Below are 25,687 nucleotides of genomic sequence, written 5' to 3'. Positions count from 1 at the left end.
TGCTTGCGGCCCAGCACCGTGGGCCAGTGCATCACCAGGCGGCGCACCTGCTCTCGGGCGGTGTGCCAGCGCAGTGCGCGGCGCTCGGCCTCGTCGGGCATCGCCGGCTCACCGCGCGCGGCCGCGATCGCGAGCCGCGCGGCCAGCCGGTGCGCGTGGCCGCACAGGCTGTACAGGGCCGCCACCGTGTCGGGCAGCCCCGCCGCCGGCCGGCCGACGAACAGGCGGTCCAGGCCCGGCGCGCGCTGGCGGACCAGGTTCGGCCGCGCCGCGCCGAGGCGCAGCGTCAGGTGGCCGACGAAGCCGCCGAGGGCGTTCATGGAACTGTCGCCGCGCCGCGGCCGAAGAGGAAGGCCCGCCGAGCCGGCGCCGGTTCGGCCGGGCGTGTGGGTGCGGGCGCTGGCGCGGGCCGCAGCATCGCCAGCACCGCTTCGGCGGTCTCGCGGGCGTGCGCCGCATCGCGAAAGCCGCCCATCGGCGAGAACAGCGAGCACTGCTCGTAAGCACCCAGCACCTCGTCGTGCGCGCCGAGGAACTCGATCTCGCCGTCGCCCAGCGGCCGCCAGCGGGACATGCCCGCCGCCGCCATCGTCGCAGCCGCGAGCGGCAGGCGCAGCAGGTTCATCGACCAGGGCGTGACCAGCACGCCGATGAGCACAGCGTCATCGCCCTCGCCGGACGGTGCGAAGCCGACGGCCTCGACGCACAGGCCGGCGTGAAGAATCGGCACGCCGGCCATGCGCGTGCGGGCGATCGACTCGAACCTCACGACGAGCCCGGCGACGCGGTCGGCACTCATGCTTCACCGTCCAGCACCATGAACTGCTCCGCATCACCGTCGCAGTTCGGGCAGCGCCAATGCGCTGGCAGCTCGGCGAAGGGCACGCCGGGCGGGATCTGCCACACCGGGTCGCCCAGCGCCGGGTCGTAGACCCACCAGCAGATCTTGCATTCGAGCCGCTGCCCCGCGCCGAGCCGGGCCCGGTCGCCGAGGTAGCTGCCTTCGAAATGGCTCACGCCGCCGCTCCCGCATCCGCCGGCAACGCCCCCTCGACCCACTGCAGCACCTCGCGCAGCCGCTCGCGCGAATCGCGCAGGTCCTCGGGCGCCGCGCAGGCGACCTCGGGCATGTCGACCACCTCGACGGTGTTCAGGATCACCGCATCCTGCGAGTTGTAGTAGACGACGCGCCAGCAGTTCGGCGCGAGCGTGTTCGTGATGCGGCAGTTGCCGTAGCCGCGCGAGAGGATCAGCACGCGGCCGGTGCCGAGCTGGTGGTCGAGAAAGCCGATGTCCAGCGGGCTCATCGGCAGCAGCGTCAGGTTCACCACATGCGGCGGCTGGCCGGGCTGCCAGCGCTGCCACTGGTCTTCGATCTCGGTCAGCAGCATCGGCGAGTTCATCACACCCTCGGGCCACGGCTCTGGCACCGGCGGCAGGCTGGCACGCACCGCGTCCGCTGCCGCCGCGCGGCGCAGCGCCGCCGGCACCGGGCCCGCTTCGAGCGCATCCTCGACGAGCACGCCGTGCTCGAAGCGCATCACCCGCCAGACGCCGGCGAACACCGATTCCTGGATGCGCAGCGCCCAGCCTTCGCCGTCGACCCTGGCGCTGACCTCGCCCTCGCCCATCACCTGGTTGACCAGCGTGCGGTCGGCCTCGCCCAGCGCATGCAGGCTCACCGGCGCGGCCGCTTCGCCGCGGCACGCCAGATCCAGCGCCCCGAGCAGCGCCTGCAGCGCCCGCTGGGCGCCGGTGCGACGCGCGACCTCTTCGGGCTCGGGCAGCAGCGGCGGGCGGTAGGTGCTCATGCCCTGGGGCATCGTGATGTATTCGAGCGTCTCGTCTTCGACCTGGCTGCCCGGGCCGAAGGCCACGACGGGGATCGGGAAGGGTTTCATCGCGGCCTCAGTGGCAGGAAGAAGTGGAAGCGGCGCCGGCGGCGACCAGCGGGATGCCGATGCCCGGCACACGCGAGGCCGGCATGGCCAGTGCGCGCTCGAGCTGGGCGAGGTAGACATCCCAATCCAGCATGCCGCTGATGGTGGTGACGTACTCGCCGTCGCGCAGGAAGACCAGCGCCGGCCAGCGCTGCGAGCCGAAGCGCCGCGCGAGCGCATCCTCCGCCTCGGGCCGCGCGACGCCGATCGCCAGCGCCCGGCCGGCATGCCGCCTCAGCTCGGGCAGCACCACCGCCACGTCCAGGCATTCCGGAAAGCGCACCGGATCGCCGCCGAAGAAGAGCACGCGGTCGCCGGGCCCGGCCTGCCACGCGTCGATGCTGGCGAGGTCGACCCAGCTGCCGCCGTGGCGGGTGACGAGTTGTTCGACCAACGGGTGCACGGCGCCGGCCTGCGGCGGCAGCACGGTGGAGGCGAATTCGGCGGCTTGGTTCATGGTGGTGGGGTGTGCTCAGGAGGGGGTCGTGCCGGCCAGCGCGGCCAGCGCCTCGGCGCTCATCGCCGAAGGCAGCGTGAAGCCGGCCGCGGCCTCGGCGCCGGCGGCCGAGCCGCCCATCGCCGCGGCCAGCAGATCCAGCGTGTGGTTGATCTCGGCGGCGCGCTCGGCATCGATGCGCTCACGCGCGCTGTCGAGGAAGACGAGCACCCAGTCGCCGGGCGCGCAGGCACCGACCAGCGCCGTCTCGAAGCGCCGCAATTCGCCGCGCCCCTGCCCCACCGCCCGCCCCGGTTCGATACCGACAACCTGCATGGGGATGCCGATGCACATGGCGTCAGGCTCCGGGCATGAAGCGCGCATCGCCGACGCGGCAGGCCGCTTCGGCCGCCGGGCGCTCGCCCTCGTAGCGCTCGATCGCCAGCGAGGGCAGCGTCAGCGCGTCGGCCTCGGCCGGCCGCCGCGTGCGCGGCACCGGCTTCGCGCCCCAGTGGCGCAGGGCATCCACGCCGAGCGCCAGCGCGTCTTCCAGCGCCGCCTTCACGATGGGGCGCAGGCTGCCGCCGTAGTCGTCCAGCTCCTCGGGCTGGCAGCCGATCAGCAGCACCTCGCGCGGGTAGCGCTCGGTGAGCTGGGCGAGCATCAGCACCTCCTGGAAGCCGGTCTGGTGCAGGCTCATCTTCTTCGCGCCCATGAAGCGCGGCACCTCGTCGTTCTGGACGGTCTTCAGCGTGCCGGGCGCCAGGCCGTAGTCGATCGCATCGAAGATCAGCAGGCGGCCGGCGGCCTGCACGTGCTGCACCAGGTACAGGCCCTGGGTGCCGCCGTCGATGAGCTGCACGTGGGGCGCGAACTCGTAGCGCTGCTGCAGCGCCTCGACGCAGCGCACGCCGAAGCCCTCGTCGGCCCACAGCACGTTGCCAATGCCCAGCACGACGATCTCGTCCATGGCGACCTCAGTCTTTGAACGTGCGGTGGCCCGAGATCATCGTGCTGATGATGCTCTGGCGGCCCATGATGTCTTCGCGCACCGCCGCGTAGACGTGGGCGATCACGAAGCACACCAGCGCCCACAGGCCCAGGTGGTGCCAGGTGTGCACGTCCTGCGACTGGCCCATCAGCGGGATCACCCAGCCGAACAGTCGCGCGGCCCACGAGCCGGCCTGCGCGCCCTCGCCGTACATCGCGAAACCCGTCGCCACCATGAACACCGAGGTCAGGAAGAAGACGAAGAACATCGCGAAGCGCGCCAGCGGGTTGTGGCCCACGTAGCGGCTCGGGCGCGGGCTGATGAAGGCATACCACCTGAGCATCACCAGCACCTCGGCCCAGTAGGCGCGGCGGAAGATCGGCACCATGAACAGCTCGCGCGCATGGTGGTTGCCGACGACCGCCCAGTAGATGCGCCCGAGCAGCCCGACGGCGAACACGTAGCCCGCCGCGAAGTGCGCGAAGCGGATGTAGCCCATCAGGTAGTTCGCGCTGGCCTCGCCCGGCATCGTGGGCAGCGGCGAGCCGATGAAGTAGCCGGTCACCCCCAGCACGACCAGCGCCAGCGCATTGACCCAGTGCCACAGGCGCACCGGTGCCTCGTAGACGTAGACCGACTTGACCAGCGCCGCGTCGCCGACCGCGCGCTCGTCGATGCCGGTGCCGAAGGATTGGGTGCCTGAATCGATAGCAGCCATGGCCAGCTCCTCGCGTTCAGCGGACGGTGACCGAGGCGAGCTCGGCGCCGTCGGGGCTCATCACGTGCGTGGAGCACGCGAGGCACGGGTCGAACGAGTGCAGCGTGCGCAATATCTCGACTGGCTGCTCCGGGTTCACCATCGGCGTGTTCATCAGGCTGGCCTCGAAGGCGCCGATCTGGCCCTTGGTGTCGCGCGGGCTGCCGTTCCAGGTGGTCGGCACCACGCACTGGTAGTTCTCGATCCTGCCGTCCTTGATGCGCACCCAGTGGCCCAGCATGCCGCGCGGCGCGGCCACCGTGCCCACGCCCTTGGCCTCCTTCGGCCAGGTGGCAGGGTCCCACTTCTCGACGTTGGCGGTCGCGGTGTCGCCGGCCTTGATGTTGGCGACCAGCTCGTTCCAGTCGTCCAGCATCATCTCGCCGCAGTACTGCCCCTCGAGCGCGCGGGCCAGCGTGCGCCCGATGGTCGTGGGCAGCAATTGCTTGAGCGTGTAGCTGGTCTCGGGCAGGCCCAGCGCCTTCGGGATCGCGTGGTTGATCATCTCGGCCGAGAAATCGACCTGCTCCTTGACCCGCTGGCAGTGCTTGTGGCCCTTGCTCGCGTGGGCATAGGCCAGGATGTAGCGCGACAGCGGCCCCACCTCCATCGCGTGGCCGCGCCAGCGGGGCGACTTGATCCACGAGTACTTCGCGCTCTCGTCGATCTGCTCGATCGCGGTGCGCGTGCCCTTGGTCTTCGCGCCCAGCTCGTAGTGCGGCTCGGTCACGCCATCCCAGGGGTGCAGGCCCTTGTTCTCGTCGGCGTACTTGTACCAGCTGTGGGCGACGAACTCCTGCACCTGCTCGGGGTCGCGCGGGTCGATGGGGTGGATCTCGTCCCAGTTGCCGTTCAGGATCGCGCCGCCGGGCAGCTGCTGGGTGCTGTGGTCATAGGCGACCTTCTCGTAGGTGCCGTAGTCGCTTACGTTGGTGGCCGACAGGCCGCCGCCGTAGAGCCAGCCGGCCTGCTTGTAGAGCGTGCCGATCGCGAGCACGTCGGGGATGTAGACGTTCTTGTTGAACTCGATCATCTCGTCGATGCGCGACTTGATGAAGTTCAGTCGCTCCATGTTGATCGGCGCCCCGGCGGCGCCGTCGCCATCGAGGTTGATCGCGCAGGCCGCGCCGCCCACGAGGTAGTTCGGATGCGGGTTCTTGCCGCCGAGGATGGTGTGCACCTTGACCCAGTCCTTCTGCAGGTCCAGCGCCTCGAGGTAGTGGGTCACCGCCATCAGGTTGGCCTCGGGCGGCAGCACATAGGCCTTGCTGCCCCAGTAGCCGTTCATGAAAGGCCCGAGCTGGCCGCTCTCGACGAACTTCTTGAGCCGGTTCTGCACGTCGCGGAAGTAGCCCGGGGAGGACAAGGGGTGCGAAGGCGACACGAGCTGCTGCAGCTCGGAGGTCTTCTTCGGGTCGGCCTTCAGTGCCGAGACCACGTCGACCCAGTCCAGCGCGTGCAGGTGGTAGAAGTGGACGGCGTGGTCGTGCACCTGCAGTGTCTTGGCCATGATCTCGCGGATCAGGTGCGCGTTCTTCGGGATCTTGATGCCGAGCGCGTCTTCCACCGCGCGCACCGACGTCAGCGCGTGGCAGCCGGTGCACACGCCGCAGATGCGCTCGACGAAGGCCCAGGCATCGCGCGGGTCTCGGCCCTTGAGGATCACCTCGAGCCCGCGCCACATCGTGCCGGTGGAGACGGCGTTGCGGATCACGTTGTTCGCATCGAGGTTCACCTCGCAGCGCATGTGGCCCTCGATGCGGGTCACCGGGTCGACGACGATGCGGCGGCCGCTGTCGTCGAGGTTGAAGCCTTGGGTGGCGTAGGCGGTCATGAAGCTGGTCCCCTCTTCCCGAGATGTCTCGATGGTTCAGCGGCCGGAATGGGCCGACGTGTCGTTCTTGCCTGGGTGCGTGGTTGTTCGCTTGATCGCCGAGACGGCCGCGTGGGCGGCGACGGCAGCGCCCACCACGCCGGCGGAGGCAAGGCCCACCTTGTCCGCATTGGCTTCAACGCCGAACTGCGGGATGTTGGTCAGCCGCTCGTAGAACGAGCCCTTGTCCCAGAAGCCGTCTTCCGAGCAGCCGATACAGCCGTGGCCGGCCTGGATGGGGAAGCTCGTGCCCTCGTTCCAGCGCGTGGTCGAGCAGGCGTTGTAGGTGGTCGGGCCCTTGCAGCCCATCTTGTAGAGGCAGTAGCCGCGGCGCGCGGAATCGTCGTCCCAGGCCTCGACGAACTGGCCCGCATCGAAGTGCGGCCGGCGGTAGCACTTGTCGTGGATGCGCTGGCTGTAGAACATCTTCGGCCGGCCCTGGCGATCGAGCTCGGGGATGCGGTCGAAGGTCAGCATGTAGGTGATCACGCCCGTCATCACCTCGGCGATCGGCGGGCAGCCCGGCACCTTGATGATGGGCTTGTCGGTAATCACCTTGTGCACCGGCGTGGCCTGCGTCGGGTTCGGCTTGGCCGCCTGCACGCAGCCCCAGCTCGCGCAGGAGCCCCAGCTGATGATGGCCTTGGCGTCCTTGGCCGTGCGCCGGAGCTGCTCGATGAAGGGCCGGCCGCCGATGATGCAGCTCATGCCGTCCTGGTTCAGCGGCGGGTTGCCCTCCACGGCCAGGATGTAGTTGCCCTTGTACTTGGCCATGATCTCTTCGACGATGGCCTCGGCCTGGTGGCCGGCGGCGGCCATGATGGTGTCGTCGTAGTCGAGCGAGATCATCGACAGCACGGCATCCTTGGCCAGCGGGTGCGCCGAGCGGATGAACGACTCCGAGCAGCAGGTGCACTCGAGCCCGTGCAGCCACAGCACGGGCGTGCGCGGCTTGGTCTCCATCGCATGTGCGATCTGCGGCACGAACGAGGGGGCCAGCCCCAGCGACGTGGCGGTCAGCGAGCAGTACTTCATGAAGCTGCGCCGCGAGATGCCCTGCCGCCGCATGACCTCGTAGAAGGTTTCCATCGTCCGTGTCTCCTCAGCATGTTGGATGCGTGTGGCATGACCTGTCTCAAGAGCCATGCCCGGCGCGCACCAGCCGAGGGAAAACCACAAGGGGCACTCGCAAGTGCTTGTCGGCAAAGGGCTTGTGACGCGGCGGCGGCGCCGCGGCAGGCCACCACGGCGGCGCGCTGGTCAGCGCGCTATCAGCGGCACGGGCGAACCGCCAAGTGGCTTTGCGGCGCGGGCGCCGTCGCGCCTGCCGTCGGTTGCTCTCGATCAACGCGCGCCTCGCTGTGGCGCCCACACTGCCCGCCAAACCGCCAGGCGCCGGTCATGCGCCTGATCACCCAAGGAGGATTGCCATGATCGAACGCCGTTCTGTCGTCCGCTTGCTGGGCGGTCTGCTGGTCGCAGCGTCGAGCGCCATGTCGCTCGCAGCATCACCCACCAGGCCGGTCTCGAACCGCTCCGCCGACCCCGACGCGCCGTACGGGCGCTGCCATGAGGCCGGATCCGCTCTGGGCAGCAAGTGGACGCTCGTGGCCTATGCCGGCGAGACCGCCGAGAACGTGATCGCACTGCAGGTGCTGCACTGCCGGCAGTGGACCGGCGGCCCCAACGGCAAGGTCAACTGCGACAGCGTCAACGCGGGCGGCGTGCCTTACGCCTATTGCGCTCGCTTCTTCAACGACGGTGCCGGCAATGACATTGCCATTGGCGTGCTGCGGCGAGATGCCGTCACCGACGCGCTAGGCAACTACACCGGTTGCCCGAAGAACCAGACGCCGCAGTCGAAGCTGGCGCTCGCGCAAGCCGCCGGCGTGGACCCGCGCAGCATCGACGGCATCGTCACGCTGGGCTGTGCGCCGTCGGTCGGCACGACCGCGCAGGTGCCCGTGCGCGTGGCCTGCCCGGCCGAGCCGAGCCCCTATGCGCTGTGCCTGGGCACCCGCAACGACGGTCACGGCAACGCCGTCGTCGTCGGTATCGTGCGTGCCAACGCCCCGGGCGACCCGAATACGCTGTACGGCGAGTGCAACAGCGCCACCGACATCCAGCCGGGCTTCTTCTACAAGGCCGACGCGCTTCGGCAGGCCGGCGTGTCGATGCAGGACGTGCGCAGCGTCGACGTGGCCGCCTGCCAGGTGCCTTGGGGCATGGGCAGCTGGCTGCCCGACCACCTCGAGAGATGGGACTGCCGCGCCATTCCCGGCATCCTGCCGCTGATAGAGCGTCGCTACGACTTCTGCGTCGTCGGCACTGACGCCCACGGCAATGGCCTGGTCTTCGGCGTGCACAGCCGCTGAGGGGAACGCCGGGTGAGCCTGGTCGGGTCTCACCCAGCGGCTTCTTCGCTCTCGAACTCGATCGGCCGCGAAAACAGCTCCGACGCGGCGCGGGCGACCTGCGCCGTGTCGTAGTAAGCGTAGGCCGCGACGCCGATCGCGCCGACCACCGGCAGCCAGCGCGACGCGGCCTTCGACACGCCCTGCTGGCTCAGGCGCATGCCGATGCGCCGCGCCACCGCCTGCAGCGCGGCGCCGCTGGCCGTCTTGACCAGCCAACGCTCGCCGGCGCGCACGACCAGATCGCGCACCGCCTGCGAGGCCGTGTGCTTGAACAGGCAATACAGCATCTGCTCGCGCGTGACGGCCCCCTGCTTGCCGTAAATGGCCGCGATGTCGGCCACGAGCTGGGCCTGGATGCGCCACACGGCCAACAGCTCGGGCAACACCGTCAACCAGCCCAGCGGCCCGGGCGGCAGTGCGAGCGCGCCGGCGGCCGTGGCCGCCTTGGCAGCCGCAGCTGCGGTAGCGCGACGCACCGCTTCGCTGGGGTGCGGGCTGCTGGGCTGGGCGGAAGTGGGCGCGGAGCCGAGCATGTCCAGCACGGCGGTCGCGAGCCGGCTCGCCACCATGCTCGAGGAAGGTTCGTCGCCGCTGCTCACGGCGCGGGAAGTGCTGGGGGGCTTGGGCATGGTCTGGGGATGCTAGCGCCGCCGTCGCTTGCCCCTGCCGCTACGCCCCACCCGCCGCCGTGACCAGGCACCCGCGCCCCGCCGCCTTGGCATCGTAGAGCGCCCTGTCGGCCCGGCGGATCACCTGCTCGAGGCCGGCGTCTTCCCCGCTCAGCAAGGCCAGGCCGCTGCTGAAGTCCAGAACGATGTCCGGCCCGAACGCCGGGTGCTCGTGCAATGAGCGGCGAAGGCGCCGGTCGACCTCCTGCGCGGCCGGCACGCCGCCGCGGGTCACCAGCACGCAGAACTCCTCGCCGCCGTAGCGGCACACGATGTCGCCGCGGCGCACGGTATCCATGAGCACCCTGGCGACCAGCTGCAGCGCGCGGTCGCCGGCCTCGTGCCCGCCGTGGTCGTTGATGCGCTTGAAGTGGTCGATGTCCAGCAGCAGGACCGCGAGCGGCTCACTGTGCCGACGCGCCAGCGCAAACATGTGGCCGGCCCGCTCGTGCCAGGCACGGCGGTTCAGCAGGCCCGTCAGGCCATCCGTGTCGGCCTGGATGCGCAGCGCCCGCTCCGCCTCCTCGTGCCAGCCGGCGAGCAGGCCGATGGTCGTCAAGGTCAGCGCGATGTGGTTGAGCGCGGCGCCGAACACGTTGACCGGGTGCGGCGTGCGCAGGCTCGGGTACAGCTCGGTGTAGAAGCCGCCGAGAACGCCGCGCGCGAAGGTGACGATGGCCAGCGCCCCCAGGCACACGATGATGAGGCCGCGCCACCGGCGGTTCGCGCCGGGCGCCGGCCAGGCACAGGCCAGGCAGACCATGCCCATGAGCAGGCCCAGGCCGAAGTTCGACCAGGCGACCCGGAACGCGTAGTTGCCGAAGCCGATGCCGTAGCCGATGGGCAACAGGGTGCAGACCACGAGCAGCACCGGGCCGCCGGGCCGGGGCCCCAGCCAGCCGCGCACGGCCAGCCACATCAGGACGAAGCTCGCCCCGAGAAGCCCGATCCACAGCGTCGAGAAGGCGCGGTCGTGCACCGGCAGCGCAAGCAGGAAGCTGCCCCACGCCAGGGCCTGCATCACCGCGCTGCCGACGACGAAACGCGCCGACGAACTGACGCGCCAACCCATCACCACGGGCACGGCCACGGCCATGGCGAAGACGTTGACCAGCATCAGGGTCAACAGCGTGTTGACGTCGAGGTTCAATTCAGTCTGCGGCGGCTTGTGCCACGTGATGCAGCCGGCGGATGCCCAGCCACACGCCGAACGCGATCAGCGGAATGGCAATCGCCACGGCGAGGTCCGGCGACACGCCCAGGCCGGCCGACTTGGCGCCCTTCGCGAGATAGCCGACGAGACCCGCGCCGTAGTAGGTGACGGCAAAGACCGACAGGCCCTCGACGGCGCCCTGCAGCATCAGCTGCACCTTCTGCCGGCGGTTCATCGCATCCAGCAGCTCGCGGCTGGACTGCTGCTGCTCGATCTCGACGCGCGTGCGCAGCAGGTTCGACACGCGCGAGATGCGCTCGGACAGCGCCTGCTGGCGGCGCGCCGCCCAGGCACAGGTCTGCATCGCGGGCTGCAGGCGACGGTCCATGAACTCGCGCAGCGTCTGCAGGTTGTGCACCCGTTCCTCGCGCAGCTCCTCGATGCGCCGCTGCACCAGCTCGAAATAGGCGGCGCTGGCCGAGAAGCGCGCATGGGTGCGCGCGTACAGGCCCTCGACCTCGGCGGCGAGCTCGGTGAGCCGCCGCAGCAACTCGGGCTCCTCGCTCGGCTGCGCGTGGCGGATGCGCTCGGCCACCTCGGCCAGGGCCTTCTCCGCGCCGACCAGCGCGGCGCCGACCTCGCGTGCCACCGGCAGGCCGAGCAGCGCCATCATCCGGTAGGTCTCGACCTCGAGCAGCCGCTGCACGAGCCGGCCGAGGCGGCGCGGCGTCGACACGTCGTGCACGATCACGACCCAGCGCGCGAAGCCGTCGCCTTGCAGCCGGAAATCGGTGTAGACCTCGGCGGCACCCTCCATCACGCGCGCGCCGACCAGTGTCTCGTCGTCCAGGCTCTGGCGCACCAGCGGCGGCAGCTCGGCATGCTCGCCCATCGCGGGCTTGACCAGCACGTGCAGGCCGACCAGCCACTGGCCCGGCTGCGACATCAGCCAGTCGTGCGGCACATCGCGCAGCGGCGCATCGTCAAAGCCCGTGGGCATCTCGGGCAGCTGTTTCCAGAACGTGCAGGTCTGGAACTCGCCGTGCAGCTCCCAGCGCAGCTGCACGCCGCCGATGTCGGCGCTGACATGGTTCAGGTCGCCCGCCGGCACCGGCAGGTGGCGCTGCGCGAGCAGCGCGCTCAGGTGCTCTCGAGAGGCCCTGCCATCGCCATTGACCATGGCGACGTGCGACAGCACCAGCGGTGCGGCCAGGCGCTCGTAGGGGCGGGCATGGACTTCGTGGTGCAGCGCTTCGCGCAGGGGGTGGACGGCTTGCATGGCGGCTCGGGGGAGGAGCGGCAGATTATCGGCGGATGGCCTCACCGCCCACGCAGGCTCGGGCAGGCATGCGATGCTTGCCGCCATGCCACACGCCGGGATGCCACGCCGCCGATTCCTCGCGGGCTTCGTCGCGGGCGTGGCTGCGCCGCCCTGGGCGGCGCTGGCGGCCGGACCGCCCATGCCGACGCGCACCATTGCGTCGACCCGGCAGGCCATCCCCATCGTCGGCCTGGGCAGCTGGATCACCTTCAACGTCGGTCGCGACGAGGCCCTGCGGGCAGAGTGCACGCGCGTCGTCCAGGCCTTTCTCGACGGCGGCGGCCGGGTCATCGACTCGTCGCCGATGTACGGCTCCGCTCAGGAGGTCATCGGCCACGCGCTGCGCGCGCTCGACGCCACCGGGCCGGTCTTCGCCGCCGACAAGGTGTGGACCAGCGACGGCGCGCAGGGAGCCGCCCAGGCCGAGGCCTCGCGGCGGCTCTGGGGCGTGCCGCGCTTCGCGCTGCTGCAGGTGCACAACCTGCTGAACTGGCAGGCGCACCTGCCGATGCTGCTGCGGCAGAAGGCCGAGGGCCGCATCGGGCATGTCGGCATCACCACATCCGAAGGGCGGCGGCATGCGGAGTTCGAGCAGCTGATGCGAACGCAGCCGCTGGATTTCGTGCAGTTCACCTACAACCCGGTGGACCGTGAAGCCGAGCAGCGCCTGCTGCCGCTGGCCGCCGACCGCGGCATCGCGGTGCTCGTCAACCGGCCGTTCCGGCAGGGCGCGCTGACGCAGCGGCTCGCGCGCCACCCGCTGCCGCCCTGGGCCGCCGAAGCCGGCGCGGCGAGCTGGGCGCAACTGGTGCTGAGATTCATCGTCGCGCATCCGGCCGTCACCTGCGTGATCCCGGCGACCTCACAGGTCGCCCACGTGCGCGAGAACCTGGCGGCCGCGCACGGCCCGCTGCCCGATGCCGCGCTGCGCCGCCGCATCGCCGAGCATCTGCAGGCCCTGTGAGCGATGCCCGAGTGGTGGAGCTACGGCCTCGCCGACGCGCAGATCTTCTCCGCACGGGCCTACGACCACCTGGTCGAGCGCTGCATGCGGCAGGCCTGGCCTGCGCAGCCGCTGGCGACCGTGCTGGGCCTGATGGTGCTGGTGCTGTTGTGGCGGCGGCCGGTGTCCGGCACACGCGCGATGGCGGCCACCGCGGCGCTGGGCTGCGGGGCCGTGGCGGCGTGGTGGCTGCCGCACTGTTATGCCGAGCTCCATTGGGCCACCGGCTGGATGACCGCCGGCTTCGCGCTGCAGGCGCTGCTGCTCGCGGCGGCGGCTGCCTGGCCTGGTGCGCTGCAGCGCGCCGACTCGGCCGGCGCCCGCACCTGTGCCACGGTGATGCTCGCCTTCGCCCTGACCCTGTTGCCCTGGCTCTCGATGCCGGCGGGCAGCAGCGGCTGGCGCGCCGAGTTCATCGGCCTGATGCCGGCGCCCAGCATCGCGGCCAGCCTGGCGGTCGTGCCGCTGGTCGCGCCGCGCTGGCGGCTCCTGCTGCTACCGCTGCCGCTGGCCGGCACGCTGCTCGAGGCGGTGACGCTGGCCTCCATCGACCGCGCCCAGTGGATGCTGCTGCCGCTTCAGGCCATGGCGCTGGCCGCGATACTGCTGGCCCTGCGGTGCCGCCGGCCGTCTGGGCGCGCGCAGCCACGCCGCGGCTGAGAACTCAGTGGGCGACGCTGCCGCGAGCGGCCCAGACGCGCGCGGCCAGCAGCAGGCTGCCGTCGGCTTGCACCGGAATGCGCTCGCGGATGAGTTCGCGCAGGCGGGTTCGCTGATCCTCGTCCAGGCTCATCGCATGCCCCGGCGCGGGCCCCTGCCCGCCGAGGAAGGGTTGCCAGTAGTCGTCGAAGTCGGCAAAGCGCATCTCGATCTCGAGGCCCGAGACCTCCACCTGCTGCAGGCCGGCACCGGTGAAGGCGGACGCCAGTGCATCGGGCTGGCACAGCGGAAAACGTTCGCCTTGCACCTTCCCGGGCGGGACGAGGCCGAGTTCCTCCGCCGTGTCCCAGTAGTGGCGGATCAGCGCCATTTTCCCCGCGTAGTCCCACACGCAGGCGGCGACCTGCCCGCCCGGGCGCGTCACGCGGCTCATCTCGCGCAGCGCGGCATCGGTGTCGGGCACGAAGTTCAGCACCAGCGCGCTGACGGCCCGGTCGACGGCGGCGTCGGCCAGCGGCAGGCGGTCGGCCGCGGCGCAGTGCAGCGTCACCTCGGCCGGCAGGTGGCGCTGCGCCGTGGCCAGGAAGCCCGCCGAGGGGTCGACGCCGGTCACTTCCGCCGGCGCGCAATGCTCGAAGATGGCCGCGGTGAGCGCGCCGGTGCCGCAGCCGACATCGAGCCAACGGCTCGACGTCGGCGCCTGCAGCCACTGCAGGAAGGGCGGCGCGAGTTGGCGGCTCCAGCGGCCCATGTAGCGGTCGTAGGCATCACCCTGGTGCCAGGCTTGGGGCGTCGAGGTCTGATCCATGGTCGTTCCTCCGGCCGGCGCTGGGCCGCCGGCGTACCGAAGGGTACTCCCCGTGCATCGGCGTGGCGATACCCGAATGCGCCAGGCCGCCCGCTGCGCTGCGGCGCTACGGCGCTTGCAGTCGTCCCAGCAGGTCCAGGTCCGGATAGCCGTCGGCCGGCAGCCCGATGCTGCGCTGGTACCGGCGTATCGCGTCGCGCGTGGCCGGGCCCATCCGGCCGTCGGGCGTGCCGCTGTCGAAACCGCGCTCGTTCAGCGCCGTCTGCAGCGCCGTCAGCTGGCTGCGCGTGAGCGCCTGCAGCTCGCGCGGCCAGGGGGCCTGCACGCCGGGGCCGTCGTTCAGGGCCTGGGCGAGCAGGCCGACGGCCAGGGCATAACTTGTCGAGTTGTTGTAGCGCAGGATCGCGCGGAAGTTGGGGCCGACGAGGAAGGCCGGGCCGCGCGCGCCGGCCGGCAGCAGGAGGCTGCCGTCGGTGAACGCCGGCAGCGGCGTGCCGTCCATCGACTGCACCCCCTCGCCTTCCCACTGCGCCGTCGATTGCTTCAGCTTGTCGTCGGCACGGCCATGGTCGAAGCCCGCAGGCAGGCGGACCTCGGCACCCCAGGGCTGCCCCGGCTGCCACCCCGAGCGCGCCAGGAAGTTCGCCGTCGAGGCCATCACGTCGGCCATGCTGCCCCAGATGTCGCGCCGGCCGTCGCCGTCGGCATCTTCGGCGTAGGCGAGAAAGGCCGACGGCAGGAACTGGGTCTGGCCCATCGCGCCGGCCCAGGAGCCGATCATGTCGGCGCGGGCGATGTCGCCCGCCTGCAGGATCTTCAGCGCCGCCAGCAGCTGGCCGCGGGCCCAGGCCTCGCGCCGGCCCTCGAAGCCCAGCGTCGCGAGCGCATCGATGGTCGGGATGTCGCCGTAATTGCTGCCGTAGTTGCTCTCCATGCCCCAGATGGCGACGACGATGGCCGCCGGCACGCCATGGCGCGCGGCCGCCGCGTCGGCTTCGGCACGATGCTGCTGCAGCATGTCCTTGCCCTGCGCGACGCGCTGCGGCGACACCGCGCTGTCGAGGTAGGCCCAGACCGTGCGGGTGAACTCGGGCTGCGCCCGATCGCTGTCGACGACACGTGGCCGGTACTGCACCGCGTCGAACGCGGCGCTCAGCGTCGCCTCGTCGATGCCGGCGGCGCGCGCGCTGTCGCGGAAGTTCGCGATCCACTGGGCGAAGGCCCGCTGCACGGCCACCTCATCCGCTGCCGGCGCTGTTTCCGCGTTGACCGGGGCGGGCGCTTGCGCTTCAGGCGCCGTCGCGGGCGCGGCGGCGCAGCCCGCGATGACGGCGGCTGCCAGCGCGACGGGTGCCAGCTGCCGGCGGTACCGTCGTGCAGAGCGGATGGGTTGCGTGCTTTGGCTCATGAGGTGATCCCTTGCGGGTATCGCGGCGCCCGATCAGAGAGCCAGCGTCAGATCGATCTCCGAGTGTGCCAAACGATGCAGGCGCGGTTGGAGCACCTGGTTCTTGCCTTCGAGCGCGCACACCACGACGTGCACGGGCCACACGCCCGAGCCCGCCAGCCGGGTCACGATCTCGTCCGACGTCTCCAGCCGCGGCGGCGCGGGTTGGAGCTCCAGCGCGAGCACATAGGTGGCGACGCTGGAGTCAACCGGCAGCACGCGGCGTGCCAGGAAGGCCCGGGCAATGCCCGCGCGATGCGCACGCACCAGCGCCGCGATGGTCGCCGCCTGTTCGGCCGTCAGGTCGGGGCTTTGCAGTTCATGGCTCACATCGATCTTCCGAAGCTGCGGGGCCACCGTCTGCTCCCATTGGTCGCGCTCCTTCCAGCGTTGCTGGTAGCGCTCGGCGCGTGGGTCGTTCCGTTCCTGAAGGAATGCGTAGGCCCGCTCGCAGGCCGGCTTGATGGCGTCGGCGTCCAGGGCCATGGCACGCTCCAGGCCATCGAGCCCGCCGTCATCATCGTTCGACAGCCGCCACGTGCCTTCGAGATAGGGACCGAGCGCATTGCGCGGGTGCGCCGCACCGAAGGCCGCCACGTCGTCGGCGAAGTCGGCCGTGGCCTCGCAGGCCAGGCGCAGGCGCAGGCGCTCGGCGTGCTCATCCTCGGTCGGGCCGGCGATGGCGCTCAGTTCTTCAAGCCGCTGGCGCTGTTTCTGGGTCTGTTCGTACTGGCTCCTCCAGGGCTCGGCCACGCGCTCGCGCCATTGCGCCTGGATGGCCAGCCTCACGGCAAGGGCGCTCTGGCCAAGCCACGCGTCGGCTGCGCAGACCCCCTCGATGGGCGCAGGCACCTGCGCCACGCCCGGGGCCGTCTCGCCCTGCAGGGCGCGCAGTCGCTCGCGCAAGGGGGGATGCGTATCGCCCACTCCGCCCTGGGCCTCGAGCGCGCGCTGCAACCAGCGCTGCGCCTCGCCGGCCGGCACCTCCTGGGCCACCGTCGCCCAACGGGTCGCGAAGTCCTCCGGTGGTGCAGCCACCGCGCTGGCTTGCCGGAAGGTCCGCTGGACGAATTGGCCGTAGTGGGCGCCGCTCACGTCGACCCGCTTGAGCGCGCTCGCGGTCACCTCAGGCCCGACGAGCTCGGCCGCCGCCGCGTCCGCCTGGTATTCGTTGGCCCGCGCGAGCACGAAGGAATAGGCGTTGAAGTAAGGCGCATACCAGCCGATCAACCCCTGCAACAACCGGCCGACGGCGCCGGTCCACTGCTGCGAGATGAGATGGACCGTGCCCCAGGCGATGCGCAGGCGGTAGATGAACGCAGCAAAGTGGCTGTGCGAGCCAGCCAGGTGCCCGTATTCGTGCGCCACAACGGCCAGCGCCTCCTGCGGCGAAAGGCAGTCCAGAAGCGGCAGCCCCAGGATCAGGTAATTGCGTGGCGGCCCGAACAGGCCCAACAGCGGCCGCTGCACCACGGCCGCGTTGAGCTCCTCGCTGATCAGCACGTGGTGGAATCGCGGCCCTTTCATGCGGCGACGCATGTCGTCGATCGCCTCGAACAGCGCCGGCGCCTGCTGGCGGTGCAGCTCCAATCCCTGCGGCGTCGGGAATCGCGTCAGCAGGGCCGACACCGCCGACTTCACCAGCAGCCACAAAGGCAGCGCGAGCAGCAGCAGCAATTTGCCCAGCCCCGCGAGCAGGCCGATCGAGTGCAGGCCGCCCCACCACAGCGCGAAGGGCACGGCCACCAGGATCAACATGCCCACGCCCGCCATGCCGATGATGGACGCGAGGATCGCGAAGCCCAGCAAGGCCAGAAGGGCCACGTTCGCCTGGTACACCGCCGGAGACTGCCGACTCTTGTTTTCCAGCCGCGCCACCATGCGCTCGAATTCGGGCAATTCCATCGCCATCTCCCTCCCTGATTTCTTGACGATGGCGACATTGTCGAGCGCGCCGGCAAGGCGCTGCGTCAGGGCATCTGCGGAGCCACACTAAGCTCCCACCCAGCCCGCCCGTCAGTGCCAACGCCATGCCCGCCCTGCTCGACCTCGCCCCCACCGTCGCCGCCGCCCTCGCCGCCCGCCAGCCCGTCGTCGCGCTGGAATCGACCATCATCTCCCACGGGATGCCGTGGCCGCAGAACGTGGAAACGGCACTGGCGGTGGAAGCCGAGGTGCGCGCCCATGGCGCGGTGCCGGCCACGGTGGCCATCGTCGACGGGCGGCTGAAGGCCGGGCTGTCGGCCGGCGAAATCGAGCGGCTCGGCCGCGCCGGCACGGCGGTGGCCAAGGCGAGCCGGCGCGACGTGCCGGTGCTCGTCGCGCGCGGCGGCACCGGGGCCACCACGGTCGCGGCCACGATGCTGATCGCGGCGCTGGCCGGCATCCGCGTCTTCGCCACCGGCGGCATCGGCGGTGTGCACCGCGGCGCCGAGACCAGCTTCGACGTCTCGGCCGATCTGCAGGAGCTGGCCCGCACGCCGGTGGCCGTGGTCTGCGCCGGGGTCAAGTCCATCCTCGACATCGGGCTGACGCTGGAGTACCTGGAGACGCACGGCGTGCCGGTGATCGGCTACGGCACCGATCGGCTGCCGGCCTTCTTCTGCCGAGACAGCGGCTTCAGCGTGGATGCCCGCTTCGACACCCCGGCCGAGATCGCCCGCGCGATGCAGGCGCAGTGGGCGCTCGGCTCGGGCGGCGGGATGGTCGTCGCGAACCCGATCCCGGCCGAACACGCGCTGCCGCGCGACGTGATGGACGGCGTCATCGAGCGGGCGCTGGCGGACGCGGCGGCGGCCGGTGTCAGCGGCAAGGCGGTCACGCCCTTCCTGCTGGCGCGGGTGAGCGCGCTGACCGGTGGCGAGAGCCTGGCCGGCAACATCCAGCTCGTGCTGAACAATGCGCGGCTGGCGGCGCAGTTGGCCGTGGCCTGCGCGGCCCTGGCCGCGTGAATGCTGCCGGCAACTGCGCTGCCGCTGCGGCAGCGCGGCTGGCAAGCACCCGCCCAGGGGTATTCCCGCGCCTGGCCGCGCGGCCTGCTGCGGGCCGGTGCGTCCACCCGGGCAGGCACGCATCTTGAGTGGCCCATCCCATGCACGACCTTCCGACCGACTGGAGCACGCTGTGCGCGCTGGTCTTCCTGCTCGGCCTGCGCCACGGGCTGGACGCCGACCACCTCGCCGCGATCGACGGCATGACGCGGGTCGCCGCCCGCGCCGGCCGGCCCCATGCGCGCTATTGCGGCGCCCTCTTCTCGCTCGGGCACGGCCTGGTCGTCGTGTCGATCGCGCTGCTGGCCGGGGCGCTCGGCACGCGCTGGGCGCCGCCGGCGTGGTTCGAGCCGGTGGGCAGCGTGGTGTCGATCGCCTTCCTGGCGCTGGTGGGCGTGGTGAACCTGCGCGCCGTGTGGCAGGCGCCGGCCGATGCGGTGGTGCCGCCGGTCGGCGTGCGCGGCCGGCTGGTCGGCCGCCTGCTGGGTGAGCACCGCCCCGGCCGCGGCCCGGCCGGCGTGATGGGGGTCGGCCTGCTGTTCGCGCTGTCGTTCGACACGCTGAGCCAGTCCGCGCTGTTCGCCGTGCTGGGCCTGCAGTTCGGCGGGGTGGCGCAAGCGCTGATGCTGGGGCTGCTGTTCGTCGCGGGCATGCTGACCAGCGACGGCGCCAACGGCTGGTGGATCTCGCACCTGATCGACCGCACCGACCGCCTGGCCGCCGTGGCCTCACGCACGATGACGCTGGCCGTCGCCTGCGTGAGCCTGCTGGTCGCGGCGATGGGCGGCGCGCGCCTGGCCTCGGCCGGCTTCGCCGGCTGGTCCGAAGGCAAGGAGCTCTACGTGGCCGGCGCGGTGATCGCGCTGATCGCGCTGAGCTACGCCGCCGCCGTCAAGCATGCGGCCTGGCGGCGCCGCATCGCCTAGCTGACCAGGCTAGCGCCTCGTCAGCACGACGTGCGTCGCCAGCGGCATGGCGGCATGCTCGGTGCACTCGAAGCCCATCGCGGCCAGGTCCAGCCCCGCGAAGAGCGCTTCGCCGCGGCCCAGCAGGATCGGGGCGATCGCGAGGTGCATCTCGTCGATCAGCCCGGCCTGCAGGTACTGGCGCACGGTGGCGACACCGCCGCCGATGCGGATGTCCTTGCCGGCCGCCGCCTCGCGCGCACGCTCGAGTGCGGCGTAGATGCCGTCGGTGACGAAATGGAAGGTCGTGCCGCCTTCCATCTCCAGCGGCGCGCGGGCGTGGTGGCTCAGCACGAACACGGGCACGTGGTACGGCGGGTTCGGCCCCCACCAGCCTTTCCACCGGTCGTCGGGCCAGGGGCCGCGCACCGGGCCGAACATGTTGCGGCCCATGATCCAGGCGCCCAGGTTCACGAAGCTGCGCTGCGCGTAGTCCTCGTCGGGGCCGGTGGTTCCGTCCGCCTGGCCCTGCATGCGCCGGAAGGTGCGGGTCGGAAGGAACCACTCGTGCAGGCGCTCGCCGCCCCCGCCCAGCGGGTTGTCCAGGCTCTGGTCGGGCCCGGCGCCGAAACCTTCGATCGAGACCGTGAAGGCGGCCACCTTGACTTTGCCGGCCATGCGCGCGCCCCTCGTGTCAGCCCGCCGTGCCGGCGTGGGCGGCCTCGAGCGCGGCGATGTCGAACTTGATCATCTTCATCATCGCCTCGGCCGCTCGCCGGGCCTTCGCCGTGTCGGGGTCGGACATCAGCCTCCAGATCACCGTCGGCACGATTTGCCACGAGACGCCGTAACGGTCCTTCAGCCAGCCGCACGCCTCGGGCTGGCCGCCGCCTTGCAGCAAGCCATCCCAGTAGCGGTCCAGCTCCTTCTGGGTGTCGCAGTTGACGACCAGTGAGATCGCGTGGTTGAACGGGTCCATCCGGCCCGCGCTCATCGCGACGAACTGCTGGCCGAACAGCAGGAAATCGACGACCTTCACCGAGCCGGGCGGGCCGCTCGGCGACTCCGCCTGCATCGCGGAGACCTTGGTGACCCGCGAATCGGGGAAGATGGTGGCGTAGAACCGCGCAGCCTCTTCGGCCTCGGTCGCATACCAGAGGAAGGGAGTGATCTTCTGAATCGCCATGCCAGGCTCCTTGGGGTTGGGGTGGAATGGGCCGCGGGCCATTCGCGGCTGCCAACGGTACGACGAACGAGGCCGCCCGGGATCGACAACCCTTCGTGCAACAACCCATGGACCTGATCGTCCAGCGCCCTGAAGGCCTGTACTGCCCGCCGGGCGATTTCTTCATCGACCCTTGGCGGCCGGTCGCGCGCGCCGTGATCACGCATGCCCACGGCGACCATGCGCGCATCGGCCACGGGCATTACCTCGCTGCCGCCTCGTCAGCCGGCGTGCTGCGCGCGCGCCTGGGCAGCGAGATCGCGCTGCAGACGCTGGCCTACGGCGAGGCCCTGGTGCATGGCGGCGTGCGCGTGAGCCTGCACCCTGCCGGGCATGTGCTGGGCTCGGCGCAGGTCCGCATCGAGCATGGCGGCGAGGTGTGGGTGGCCTCGGGCGACTACTTCGTCTGCGGGGCGGGCGACGACAACACGACCTGCGCCCCCTTCGAGCCGGTCGCCTGCCATTGTTTCGTCACCGAATCGACCTTCGGGCTGCCGATCTACCGCTGGCCGGCGCAGCGCGCGGTGTTCGGCGAGATCGACCGCTGGTGGCGCGCCAATGCCGAGGCCGGCCGCGCCAGCCTGCTGATGGGCTACAGCTTCGGCAAGGCGCAGCGCATCCTGGCGGGGGTGGACGCGACGATCGGCCCGATCGTCGTGCACGGCGCGGTCGAGCCGCTGAACGCCGCCTACCGCGCCGCCGGCGTGGCGCTGCCGCCAACCCATCACGCCACCGAGCTCGACAAGGCTGCCCTGCCGCGCGCGCTGGTGATCGCCCCGCCCTCGGTGCAGGGCTCGCCATGGACCAGGCGTTTCGGCGACTACAGCGATGCCTTCGCCAGCGGCTGGATGCAGCTGCGCGGCGCCCGCCGTCGGCGCGCGGTGGACCGCGGCTTCGTGCTGAGCGACCACGCCGACTGGCCGGGCCTGCAGCAGGCGATTGCCGCCACCGGCGCCGAGCGCGTAATCGTGACCCACGGCTACGAGGCGATCATGGTGCGCTGGCTGCAGGAGCAGGGGTTGCAGGCAGGCGCGTTCCAGACCGAGTACGACGACGAGCGCAGCGATGTCCAGAAGCCGGCCGGCGACGTGGTGAGCAACGAGTGAAGCGCTTTTCCCAACTTTTCAACGAGCTCGACGCCAGCACCGCGACCCACGCCAAGGTCGATGCGCTGGTGCGCTACTTCGCCCAGGCGCCCGCGGCCGACGCGGCCTGGGCCGTGTACTTTCTCGCCGGCGGAAAGCCGCGCCAGGTGGTGCCCACCGGCGTGCTGGTGGCGCTGGCGCAGCAGCAGGCCGGCATCGCGCCATGGCTGTTCGACGAGTGCTACCAGGCGGTGGGCGACCTGGCCGAGACGATCGCCCACGTGCTGCCGCTGGCCGCCGAGGCCAGCCCCCTCGGCCTGGCCGATTGGGTGGAGCAGCGCCTGCTGCCGCTGCGCGGGGCGCCGCTGGAGGCCCAGGCCGAGCGCATTGCCGCCTGGTGGCGCGAGCTGGATGCGACCGGCCGCTTCCTGCTGACCAAGCTGATCGGCGGCGGTTTTCGCGTCGGCGTCAGCAAGCTGCTGGTGCAGCGTGCGCTGGCGCAGCATGCCGGCATCGACGCCAAGCTCGTCGCGCACCGCATGATGGGCTACACCGACAAGGCGGCGCGGCCCGGCGCCGCGGCCTACCGCGCGCTGATCGCCCCCGAGGCCCACGAAACCGCCGCCGACTCGGGCCAGCCCTACCCCTTCTTCCTGGCCCACCCGGTCGATGTGGCGCCGGCCGATTTCGAGGCCTGCCTCGGCCCGCCGGCCGACTGGCTGGTCGAGTGGAAGTACGACGGCATCCGCGCGCAGATCGTCCGCCGCGCCGGGCAGATCTGGGTCTGGTCGCGCGGCGAGGAGCTGGTCACCGAGCGCTTCCCGGAGCTCGTCGCCCTGGCCGGCCAGTGGCCCGACGGCACCGTGCTCGACGGCGAGATCCTGGTGTGGAAGGACGACAAGCCGGCCCCCTTCAACCTGCTGCAGCAGCGCATTGGCCGCAAGACGCTGACCAAGAAGGTGCTGGCCGACGCGCCGGTGACATTCATCGCCTACGACCTGATCGAGTGGGCCGGCGAAGATTGGCGCGGCCGGCCGCAGCGCGAGCGGCGCGCGGCGCTCGATGCGCTGGCCGCGCGGGCGCCGGGCCTGATGGTGTCGCCGCTGGTGGCCGGCCAGAGCTGGCCCGAACTGGGCGCGCTGCGCGAGCAGTCGCGCAAGCGGGGCGTCGAGGGTTTCATGCTCAAGCACCACGCGGCGCGCTACGGCAGCGGCCGCACCAAGACCGACGGCACCTGGTGGAAGTGGAAGATCGCGCCGCTGTCGGTCGACGCGGTGCTGATCTACGCCCAGGCCGGCCACGGCCGGCGCGCGAGCGTCTACACCGATTACACCTTCGCGGTGTGGAGCCGCACCCCGCGCGACGCGGCCGAGGCGCGGGCCGTCGTCGAGGCCATCGCGCGGCGCGAGCCGGCGCAGGCCGGCGCATTGCAGCTCGTGCCCTTCGCCAAAGCCTACTCAGGGTTGACCGACGAGGAGTTCCGCGAGGTGGACCGCGTGATCCGCGCGACCACGCTGGAGAAGTTCGGCCCGGTGCGCAGCGTGAAACCCACGCTGGTCTTCGAGCTCGGCTTCGAAGGCATCAACCGCAGCACACGGCACAAGAGCGGCATCGCGGTGCGCTTTCCGCGCATGCTGCGCATTCGCCACGACAAGCCGCTGCACGAAGCCGACACGCTGGCCGGCCTGGAAGCGCTGATGTCGCCGGGCGCCTGAGCGGCCGGCAGGGCCGACTCGGCCGCCCGCTCAACCGCGAGCCAGCTGCGGCGGCGCGGTGGCCTCGTCGTCGAGGCCCGCCACGCGGTGGCGCCCGCGCGCCTTGGCCAGGTACAGCGCATGGTCGGCATCGGCCAGCAGGTCGTCCGGGCCGGGCATGGTGGCGGCGGGCCCACGCTGGACCGCGACGCCGATGCTCAGCGTGACGTGCGGGCCGACCGGGGAATCGCCGTGCACGATGGCCGCCTCGTCGACCGCCGCGAGGCAGCGCTCGGCTATCAGGCGGGCCTCGCGCAAGGTCGTGTGCGGCAGCAGCAGCGTGAACTCCTCGCCGCCGTAGCGGGCCGCCAGGTCGCCCGTCCGCTGGGCGCAGCCGTGCAGGACCGCGGCCACGCGCCGCAGGCATTCGTCGCCAGCCGGGTGGCCGTGCAGGTCGTTGTATCGCTTGAAGTGGTCCACGTCGACCATCAGCAGCGCCAGAGGCCAGCGGTGGCGGCGGGCGCGCGCACACTCCTCGCGCAGCCGGCGGTCGAACTGCCGCCGGTTGGCGATGCCCGTCAACGCATCGGTCTCGGACAGCGCCTCGAGCCGCTCGTTGGCCTGGCCCAGAGCCTCGGCGAGGCTGTCGCGCTGCGCCACCATCTGCTCGAGTTCGCGCTCGCGCTGCACGAGCTCGGTCACGTCGGTGCTGAAGGCCAGCAGGCTGCCATCGGGCAGGCGCTGCTCGATGATGCGGCGCCAGCGGCCGCCGGGCAGCTCGCGCTGCATCGGCGCGTGCGGCGCCGCATGCTCGGCCAGCCGCTCGCGGATCCAGGCCTCCTCGCGGCCGGCAGCCTCGGGCACCAGGCCCGCCTGGACGGCATGGCGCAGCAGCTCCTCGAAGCGCATGCCCGGCTGCAGCAGCGGGGCAATCGGGCCGTAGAGCTTGCGGAAGTCGTCGTTGCACAGCACCAGCCGGTCGCCGGCGTCGTAGAGCACGATGCCCGCGTCCATCGCGTCGAGCGTGGTGCGGTGCAGGCGCTCGGAACGTTCGATCGCCTGTTTCTGGCGGCTGAGCTGGCGCGACAGGCGGTATGTCGCCAGGCCGATCGTCAACGGGTAGGCCACCAGGAACGGCAGACAGGCCAGGATGGTGGGCAAGGTGGCCGCCGGTTCGAGCGCCGAGCCCAGCAGCAGCGCGCCGAGACCGGCACCGGCCGCCAGCGCGAGCAGCCCGCGCGCGAACAGGCGCTGCCCGCCGACGGCCAGGTTGTTCATCGCCAGCATCGTGGCGATGAGCACCGAGGGCAGTACGTTGAAGCCCATGGCCGGCAGCCAGAAGCCGCCCCAGGCCGAATCGATCAACAGGTTGCGGCGCTCGGCCTCGGAAGGCCGGGGGCTGCGCAAGGCCAGCCACAGCGCCAGGTGCGGCCACAGCAGGCCGTCGAAGGCCAGCGCCGACCAGACCCACGCCGACGCGGCGCCGTGCTGCCGCAGTGCCGCCCCGACTGCGATGCCGCCCAGGCCCAGCCCGATCGTGCGCGGCAAGTGGATGCGCCGCGGCAGGCTGCTGCGTGTGGAAGGCCTCGGCGTCATCAGCGCCCCTCGGTGAAGCCGCCGACTGTAGGCCCAGCCGGGCGACGAGGCGAGCGCCGTTACGGGTTGCCCGCGACCTTCAGGTCGGCGCTGGGCAGCGGCGCAGCCCGTTCGTCGTCGGGCAGGATGTAGACCACGCCGCGCTCGTGCCCGAGCGTGGGGGCCACGACCTGGTCGAAGAAGCTGGGCGGGACGACCACGCAGCCTTGCGAGATGCGGTTGTCGTCGGGCGACTCGGAGGCCAGGCGGTCCGGACGGCGCTCGGCCGCCGGCGCCGGGCGCAGGCGGTGGATGGCCAGCGCCGCGTCGTAGTCGATCCAGACGATGGCCTCGCCCTTGTTGTTGCGGCCGGGCTCCGAATCGAAGCGGCCTGCCGGGGTGGTGCGCATGCCGGCCGGAATGTAACCGCCGGCCAGCTCGCCCACGCCGGGCGCGCTGTTGTCGCCGCGGGCCAGGCCCAGCAGCACCGGCGTCGTGCCGCGCAGGCGGCCATCGGCGCCGAAAACGTAGATGCGTGCGTTCTTCTTGTCGACCACGGCCACCGGGCGGCCCTGGGCGTCGCGACTGTCGAAGGCCCACTCGGCCACGCGGCGCGCGCCGAGCGACGGCTGTGCATCGCGGAAATCAACCTTCGGCTGGGGCGGCGCCACTGGCACCATCGCGGCCTGAGAGACCGCTGCCGCCAGCCACAAACCGACCCCCAGGCACGCGGCACGCG

26 protein-coding genes and 1 pseudogene are annotated in these 25,687 nt (G+C 71.5%); 7 read left to right on the top strand and 20 right to left on the bottom strand.

The annotated features are described in order from the left end of the window. The 10 genes and pseudogenes from VJ693_RS19600 to VJ693_RS19555 all read right to left on the bottom strand — a co-directional run. A pseudogene (locus VJ693_RS19600) lies at window positions 1-320 on the bottom strand (hypothetical protein); the annotation flags it as partial. Then, window positions 317-799, bottom strand: a complete 483-nt coding sequence (hybE, locus tag VJ693_RS19595; protein WP_324156935.1) for a [NiFe]-hydrogenase assembly chaperone HybE — start codon at window positions 797-799, stop codon at window positions 317-319. The pseudogene VJ693_RS19600 and the gene hybE, both read right to left, overlap by 4 nt. Continuing rightward, entirely contained in the window at window positions 796-1,017 is a 222-nt protein-coding gene (locus VJ693_RS19590) for a rubredoxin (RefSeq protein WP_324156933.1), read from the bottom strand. The genes hybE and VJ693_RS19590 overlap by 4 nt, the downstream gene beginning before the upstream one ends. Further along, the gene (locus tag VJ693_RS19585; RefSeq protein ID WP_324156931.1) at window positions 1,014-1,901 is read right to left on the bottom strand and encodes a hydrogenase expression/formation protein; all 888 of its coding nucleotides are present in this window, start codon (window positions 1,899-1,901) and stop codon (window positions 1,014-1,016) included. The genes VJ693_RS19590 and VJ693_RS19585 overlap by 4 nt, the downstream gene beginning before the upstream one ends. Before the next feature lie 7 nt (window positions 1,902-1,908). Next, window positions 1,909-2,397: a hydrogenase gene (locus VJ693_RS19580; RefSeq protein ID WP_324156929.1), complete on the bottom strand. Its 489-nt coding sequence runs from the start codon at window positions 2,395-2,397 to the stop codon at window positions 1,909-1,911. 15 nt (window positions 2,398-2,412) lie between these two features. Beyond that, complete coding sequence (locus VJ693_RS19575; RefSeq protein WP_324156927.1) at window positions 2,413-2,730, bottom strand: HypC/HybG/HupF family hydrogenase formation chaperone; 318 nt, start codon at window positions 2,728-2,730, stop codon at window positions 2,413-2,415. A gap of 4 nt (window positions 2,731-2,734) precedes the next feature. Then, the gene (locus VJ693_RS19570) at window positions 2,735-3,346 is read right to left on the bottom strand and encodes a HyaD/HybD family hydrogenase maturation endopeptidase (protein WP_324156925.1); all 612 of its coding nucleotides are present in this window, start codon (window positions 3,344-3,346) and stop codon (window positions 2,735-2,737) included. 7 nt (window positions 3,347-3,353) lie between these two features. Then, the gene (cybH, locus tag VJ693_RS19565) at window positions 3,354-4,085 is read right to left on the bottom strand and encodes a Ni/Fe-hydrogenase, b-type cytochrome subunit (protein ID WP_324156924.1); all 732 of its coding nucleotides are present in this window, start codon (window positions 4,083-4,085) and stop codon (window positions 3,354-3,356) included. Between the two features lie 16 nt (window positions 4,086-4,101). Continuing rightward, complete coding sequence (locus tag VJ693_RS19560; RefSeq protein ID WP_324156922.1) at window positions 4,102-5,958, bottom strand: nickel-dependent hydrogenase large subunit; 1,857 nt, start codon at window positions 5,956-5,958, stop codon at window positions 4,102-4,104. 36 nt (window positions 5,959-5,994) lie between these two features. Continuing rightward, entirely contained in the window at window positions 5,995-7,086 is a 1,092-nt protein-coding gene (locus tag VJ693_RS19555) for a hydrogenase small subunit (RefSeq protein ID WP_324156921.1), read from the bottom strand. Between the two features lie 341 nt (window positions 7,087-7,427). Between VJ693_RS19555 and VJ693_RS19550 the strand changes: the two genes are divergently transcribed. Continuing rightward, window positions 7,428-8,372, top strand: coding sequence for a hypothetical protein (locus VJ693_RS19550; RefSeq protein WP_324156919.1), 945 nt, complete (start codon window positions 7,428-7,430; stop codon window positions 8,370-8,372). A 29-nt stretch (window positions 8,373-8,401) separates the two neighbouring features. On the opposite strand, the gene VJ693_RS19545 is transcribed toward VJ693_RS19550, so the two are convergent. The 3 genes from VJ693_RS19545 to VJ693_RS19535 are packed head-to-tail and all read right to left on the bottom strand — an operon-like array spanning window position 8,402 to window position 11,514. Continuing rightward, window positions 8,402-9,043, bottom strand: coding sequence for an EcsC family protein (locus VJ693_RS19545; protein WP_324156917.1), 642 nt, complete (start codon window positions 9,041-9,043; stop codon window positions 8,402-8,404). Window positions 9,044-9,083: 40 nt separating this feature from the next. Then, a complete protein-coding gene (locus VJ693_RS19540; RefSeq protein ID WP_324156915.1) occupies window positions 9,084-10,232 on the bottom strand; it encodes a GGDEF domain-containing protein in 1,149 nt (382 codons plus the stop codon). 1 nt (window position 10,233) lies between these two features. Next, window positions 10,234-11,514 carry a DUF3422 domain-containing protein gene (locus tag VJ693_RS19535; protein WP_324156913.1) on the bottom strand — a complete coding sequence of 427 codons (1,281 nt, stop codon included), beginning with the start codon at window positions 11,512-11,514 and terminating at the stop codon, window positions 10,234-10,236. Window positions 11,515-11,695: 181 nt separating this feature from the next. Here VJ693_RS19535 and VJ693_RS19530 point away from each other — a divergent pair, with 181 nt between their 5' ends. Both VJ693_RS19530 and VJ693_RS19525 read left to right on the top strand, forming a co-directional pair. Continuing rightward, window positions 11,696-12,520, top strand: a complete 825-nt coding sequence (locus VJ693_RS19530; RefSeq protein ID WP_414652317.1) for an aldo/keto reductase — start codon at window positions 11,696-11,698, stop codon at window positions 12,518-12,520. 3 nt (window positions 12,521-12,523) lie between these two features. Beyond that, complete coding sequence (locus tag VJ693_RS19525) at window positions 12,524-13,219, top strand: hypothetical protein (RefSeq protein ID WP_324156909.1); 696 nt, start codon at window positions 12,524-12,526, stop codon at window positions 13,217-13,219. 4 nt (window positions 13,220-13,223) lie between these two features. Here VJ693_RS19525 and VJ693_RS19520 read toward each other — a convergent pair whose 3' ends face one another. The 3 genes from VJ693_RS19520 to VJ693_RS19510 form a co-directional block, all read right to left on the bottom strand. After that, the gene (locus VJ693_RS19520; RefSeq protein ID WP_324156908.1) at window positions 13,224-14,027 is read right to left on the bottom strand and encodes a class I SAM-dependent methyltransferase; all 804 of its coding nucleotides are present in this window, start codon (window positions 14,025-14,027) and stop codon (window positions 13,224-13,226) included. A gap of 106 nt (window positions 14,028-14,133) precedes the next feature. Then, window positions 14,134-15,435: a lytic murein transglycosylase gene (locus VJ693_RS19515; protein WP_324156907.1), complete on the bottom strand. Its 1,302-nt coding sequence runs from the start codon at window positions 15,433-15,435 to the stop codon at window positions 14,134-14,136. 33 nt (window positions 15,436-15,468) lie between these two features. After that, window positions 15,469-17,379, bottom strand: coding sequence for a M48 family metallopeptidase (locus tag VJ693_RS19510; RefSeq protein ID WP_324156906.1), 1,911 nt, complete (start codon window positions 17,377-17,379; stop codon window positions 15,469-15,471). A 125-nt stretch (window positions 17,380-17,504) separates the two neighbouring features. Here VJ693_RS19510 and VJ693_RS19505 point away from each other — a divergent pair, with 125 nt between their 5' ends. Next, window positions 17,505-18,425 carry a pseudouridine-5'-phosphate glycosidase gene (locus VJ693_RS19505; RefSeq protein WP_324156905.1) on the top strand — a complete coding sequence of 307 codons (921 nt, stop codon included), beginning with the start codon at window positions 17,505-17,507 and terminating at the stop codon, window positions 18,423-18,425. A 140-nt stretch (window positions 18,426-18,565) separates the two neighbouring features. Then, window positions 18,566-19,390: a nickel transporter gene (locus tag VJ693_RS19500; protein ID WP_324156903.1), complete on the top strand. Its 825-nt coding sequence runs from the start codon at window positions 18,566-18,568 to the stop codon at window positions 19,388-19,390. 9 nt (window positions 19,391-19,399) lie between these two features. Here the strand turns inward: VJ693_RS19500 and VJ693_RS19495 are convergent, their stop codons facing one another. After that, entirely contained in the window at window positions 19,400-20,047 is a 648-nt protein-coding gene (locus tag VJ693_RS19495) for a dihydrofolate reductase family protein (RefSeq protein WP_324156901.1), read from the bottom strand. A 16-nt stretch (window positions 20,048-20,063) separates the two neighbouring features. Continuing rightward, entirely contained in the window at window positions 20,064-20,555 is a 492-nt protein-coding gene (locus tag VJ693_RS19490; protein ID WP_324156899.1) for a VOC family protein, read from the bottom strand. A 107-nt stretch (window positions 20,556-20,662) separates the two neighbouring features. Here VJ693_RS19490 and VJ693_RS19485 point away from each other — a divergent pair, with 107 nt between their 5' ends. Continuing rightward, window positions 20,663-21,700, top strand: coding sequence for a ligase-associated DNA damage response exonuclease (locus VJ693_RS19485; RefSeq protein WP_324156898.1), 1,038 nt, complete (start codon window positions 20,663-20,665; stop codon window positions 21,698-21,700). Then, window positions 21,697-23,394 (top strand): ATP-dependent DNA ligase, encoded by a 1,698-nt coding sequence (locus tag VJ693_RS19480; protein WP_324156896.1) that lies wholly within the window; start codon window positions 21,697-21,699, stop codon window positions 23,392-23,394. The genes VJ693_RS19485 and VJ693_RS19480 overlap by 4 nt, the downstream gene beginning before the upstream one ends. Window positions 23,395-23,424: 30 nt before the next feature. Here the strand turns inward: VJ693_RS19480 and VJ693_RS19475 are convergent, their stop codons facing one another. Then, on the bottom strand, window positions 23,425-24,969 hold the full coding sequence (locus tag VJ693_RS19475; protein ID WP_324156895.1) for a sensor domain-containing diguanylate cyclase: 1,545 nt from the start codon (window positions 24,967-24,969) through the stop codon (window positions 23,425-23,427). 59 nt (window positions 24,970-25,028) lie between these two features. Beyond that, a complete protein-coding gene (locus VJ693_RS19470; RefSeq protein WP_324156893.1) occupies window positions 25,029-25,628 on the bottom strand; it encodes a L,D-transpeptidase in 600 nt (199 codons plus the stop codon). Between the last annotated feature and the right edge of the window lie 59 nt (window positions 25,629-25,687).

Source organism: Ideonella sp. (assembly GCF_035254525.1).
In the GTDB taxonomy this organism is placed as follows: Bacteria; Pseudomonadota; Gammaproteobacteria; order Burkholderiales; family Burkholderiaceae_C; genus Ideonella.
Note: the sequence above shows the minus strand (reverse complement) of the source record. Positions and strands in the feature narration are given on the sequence as shown.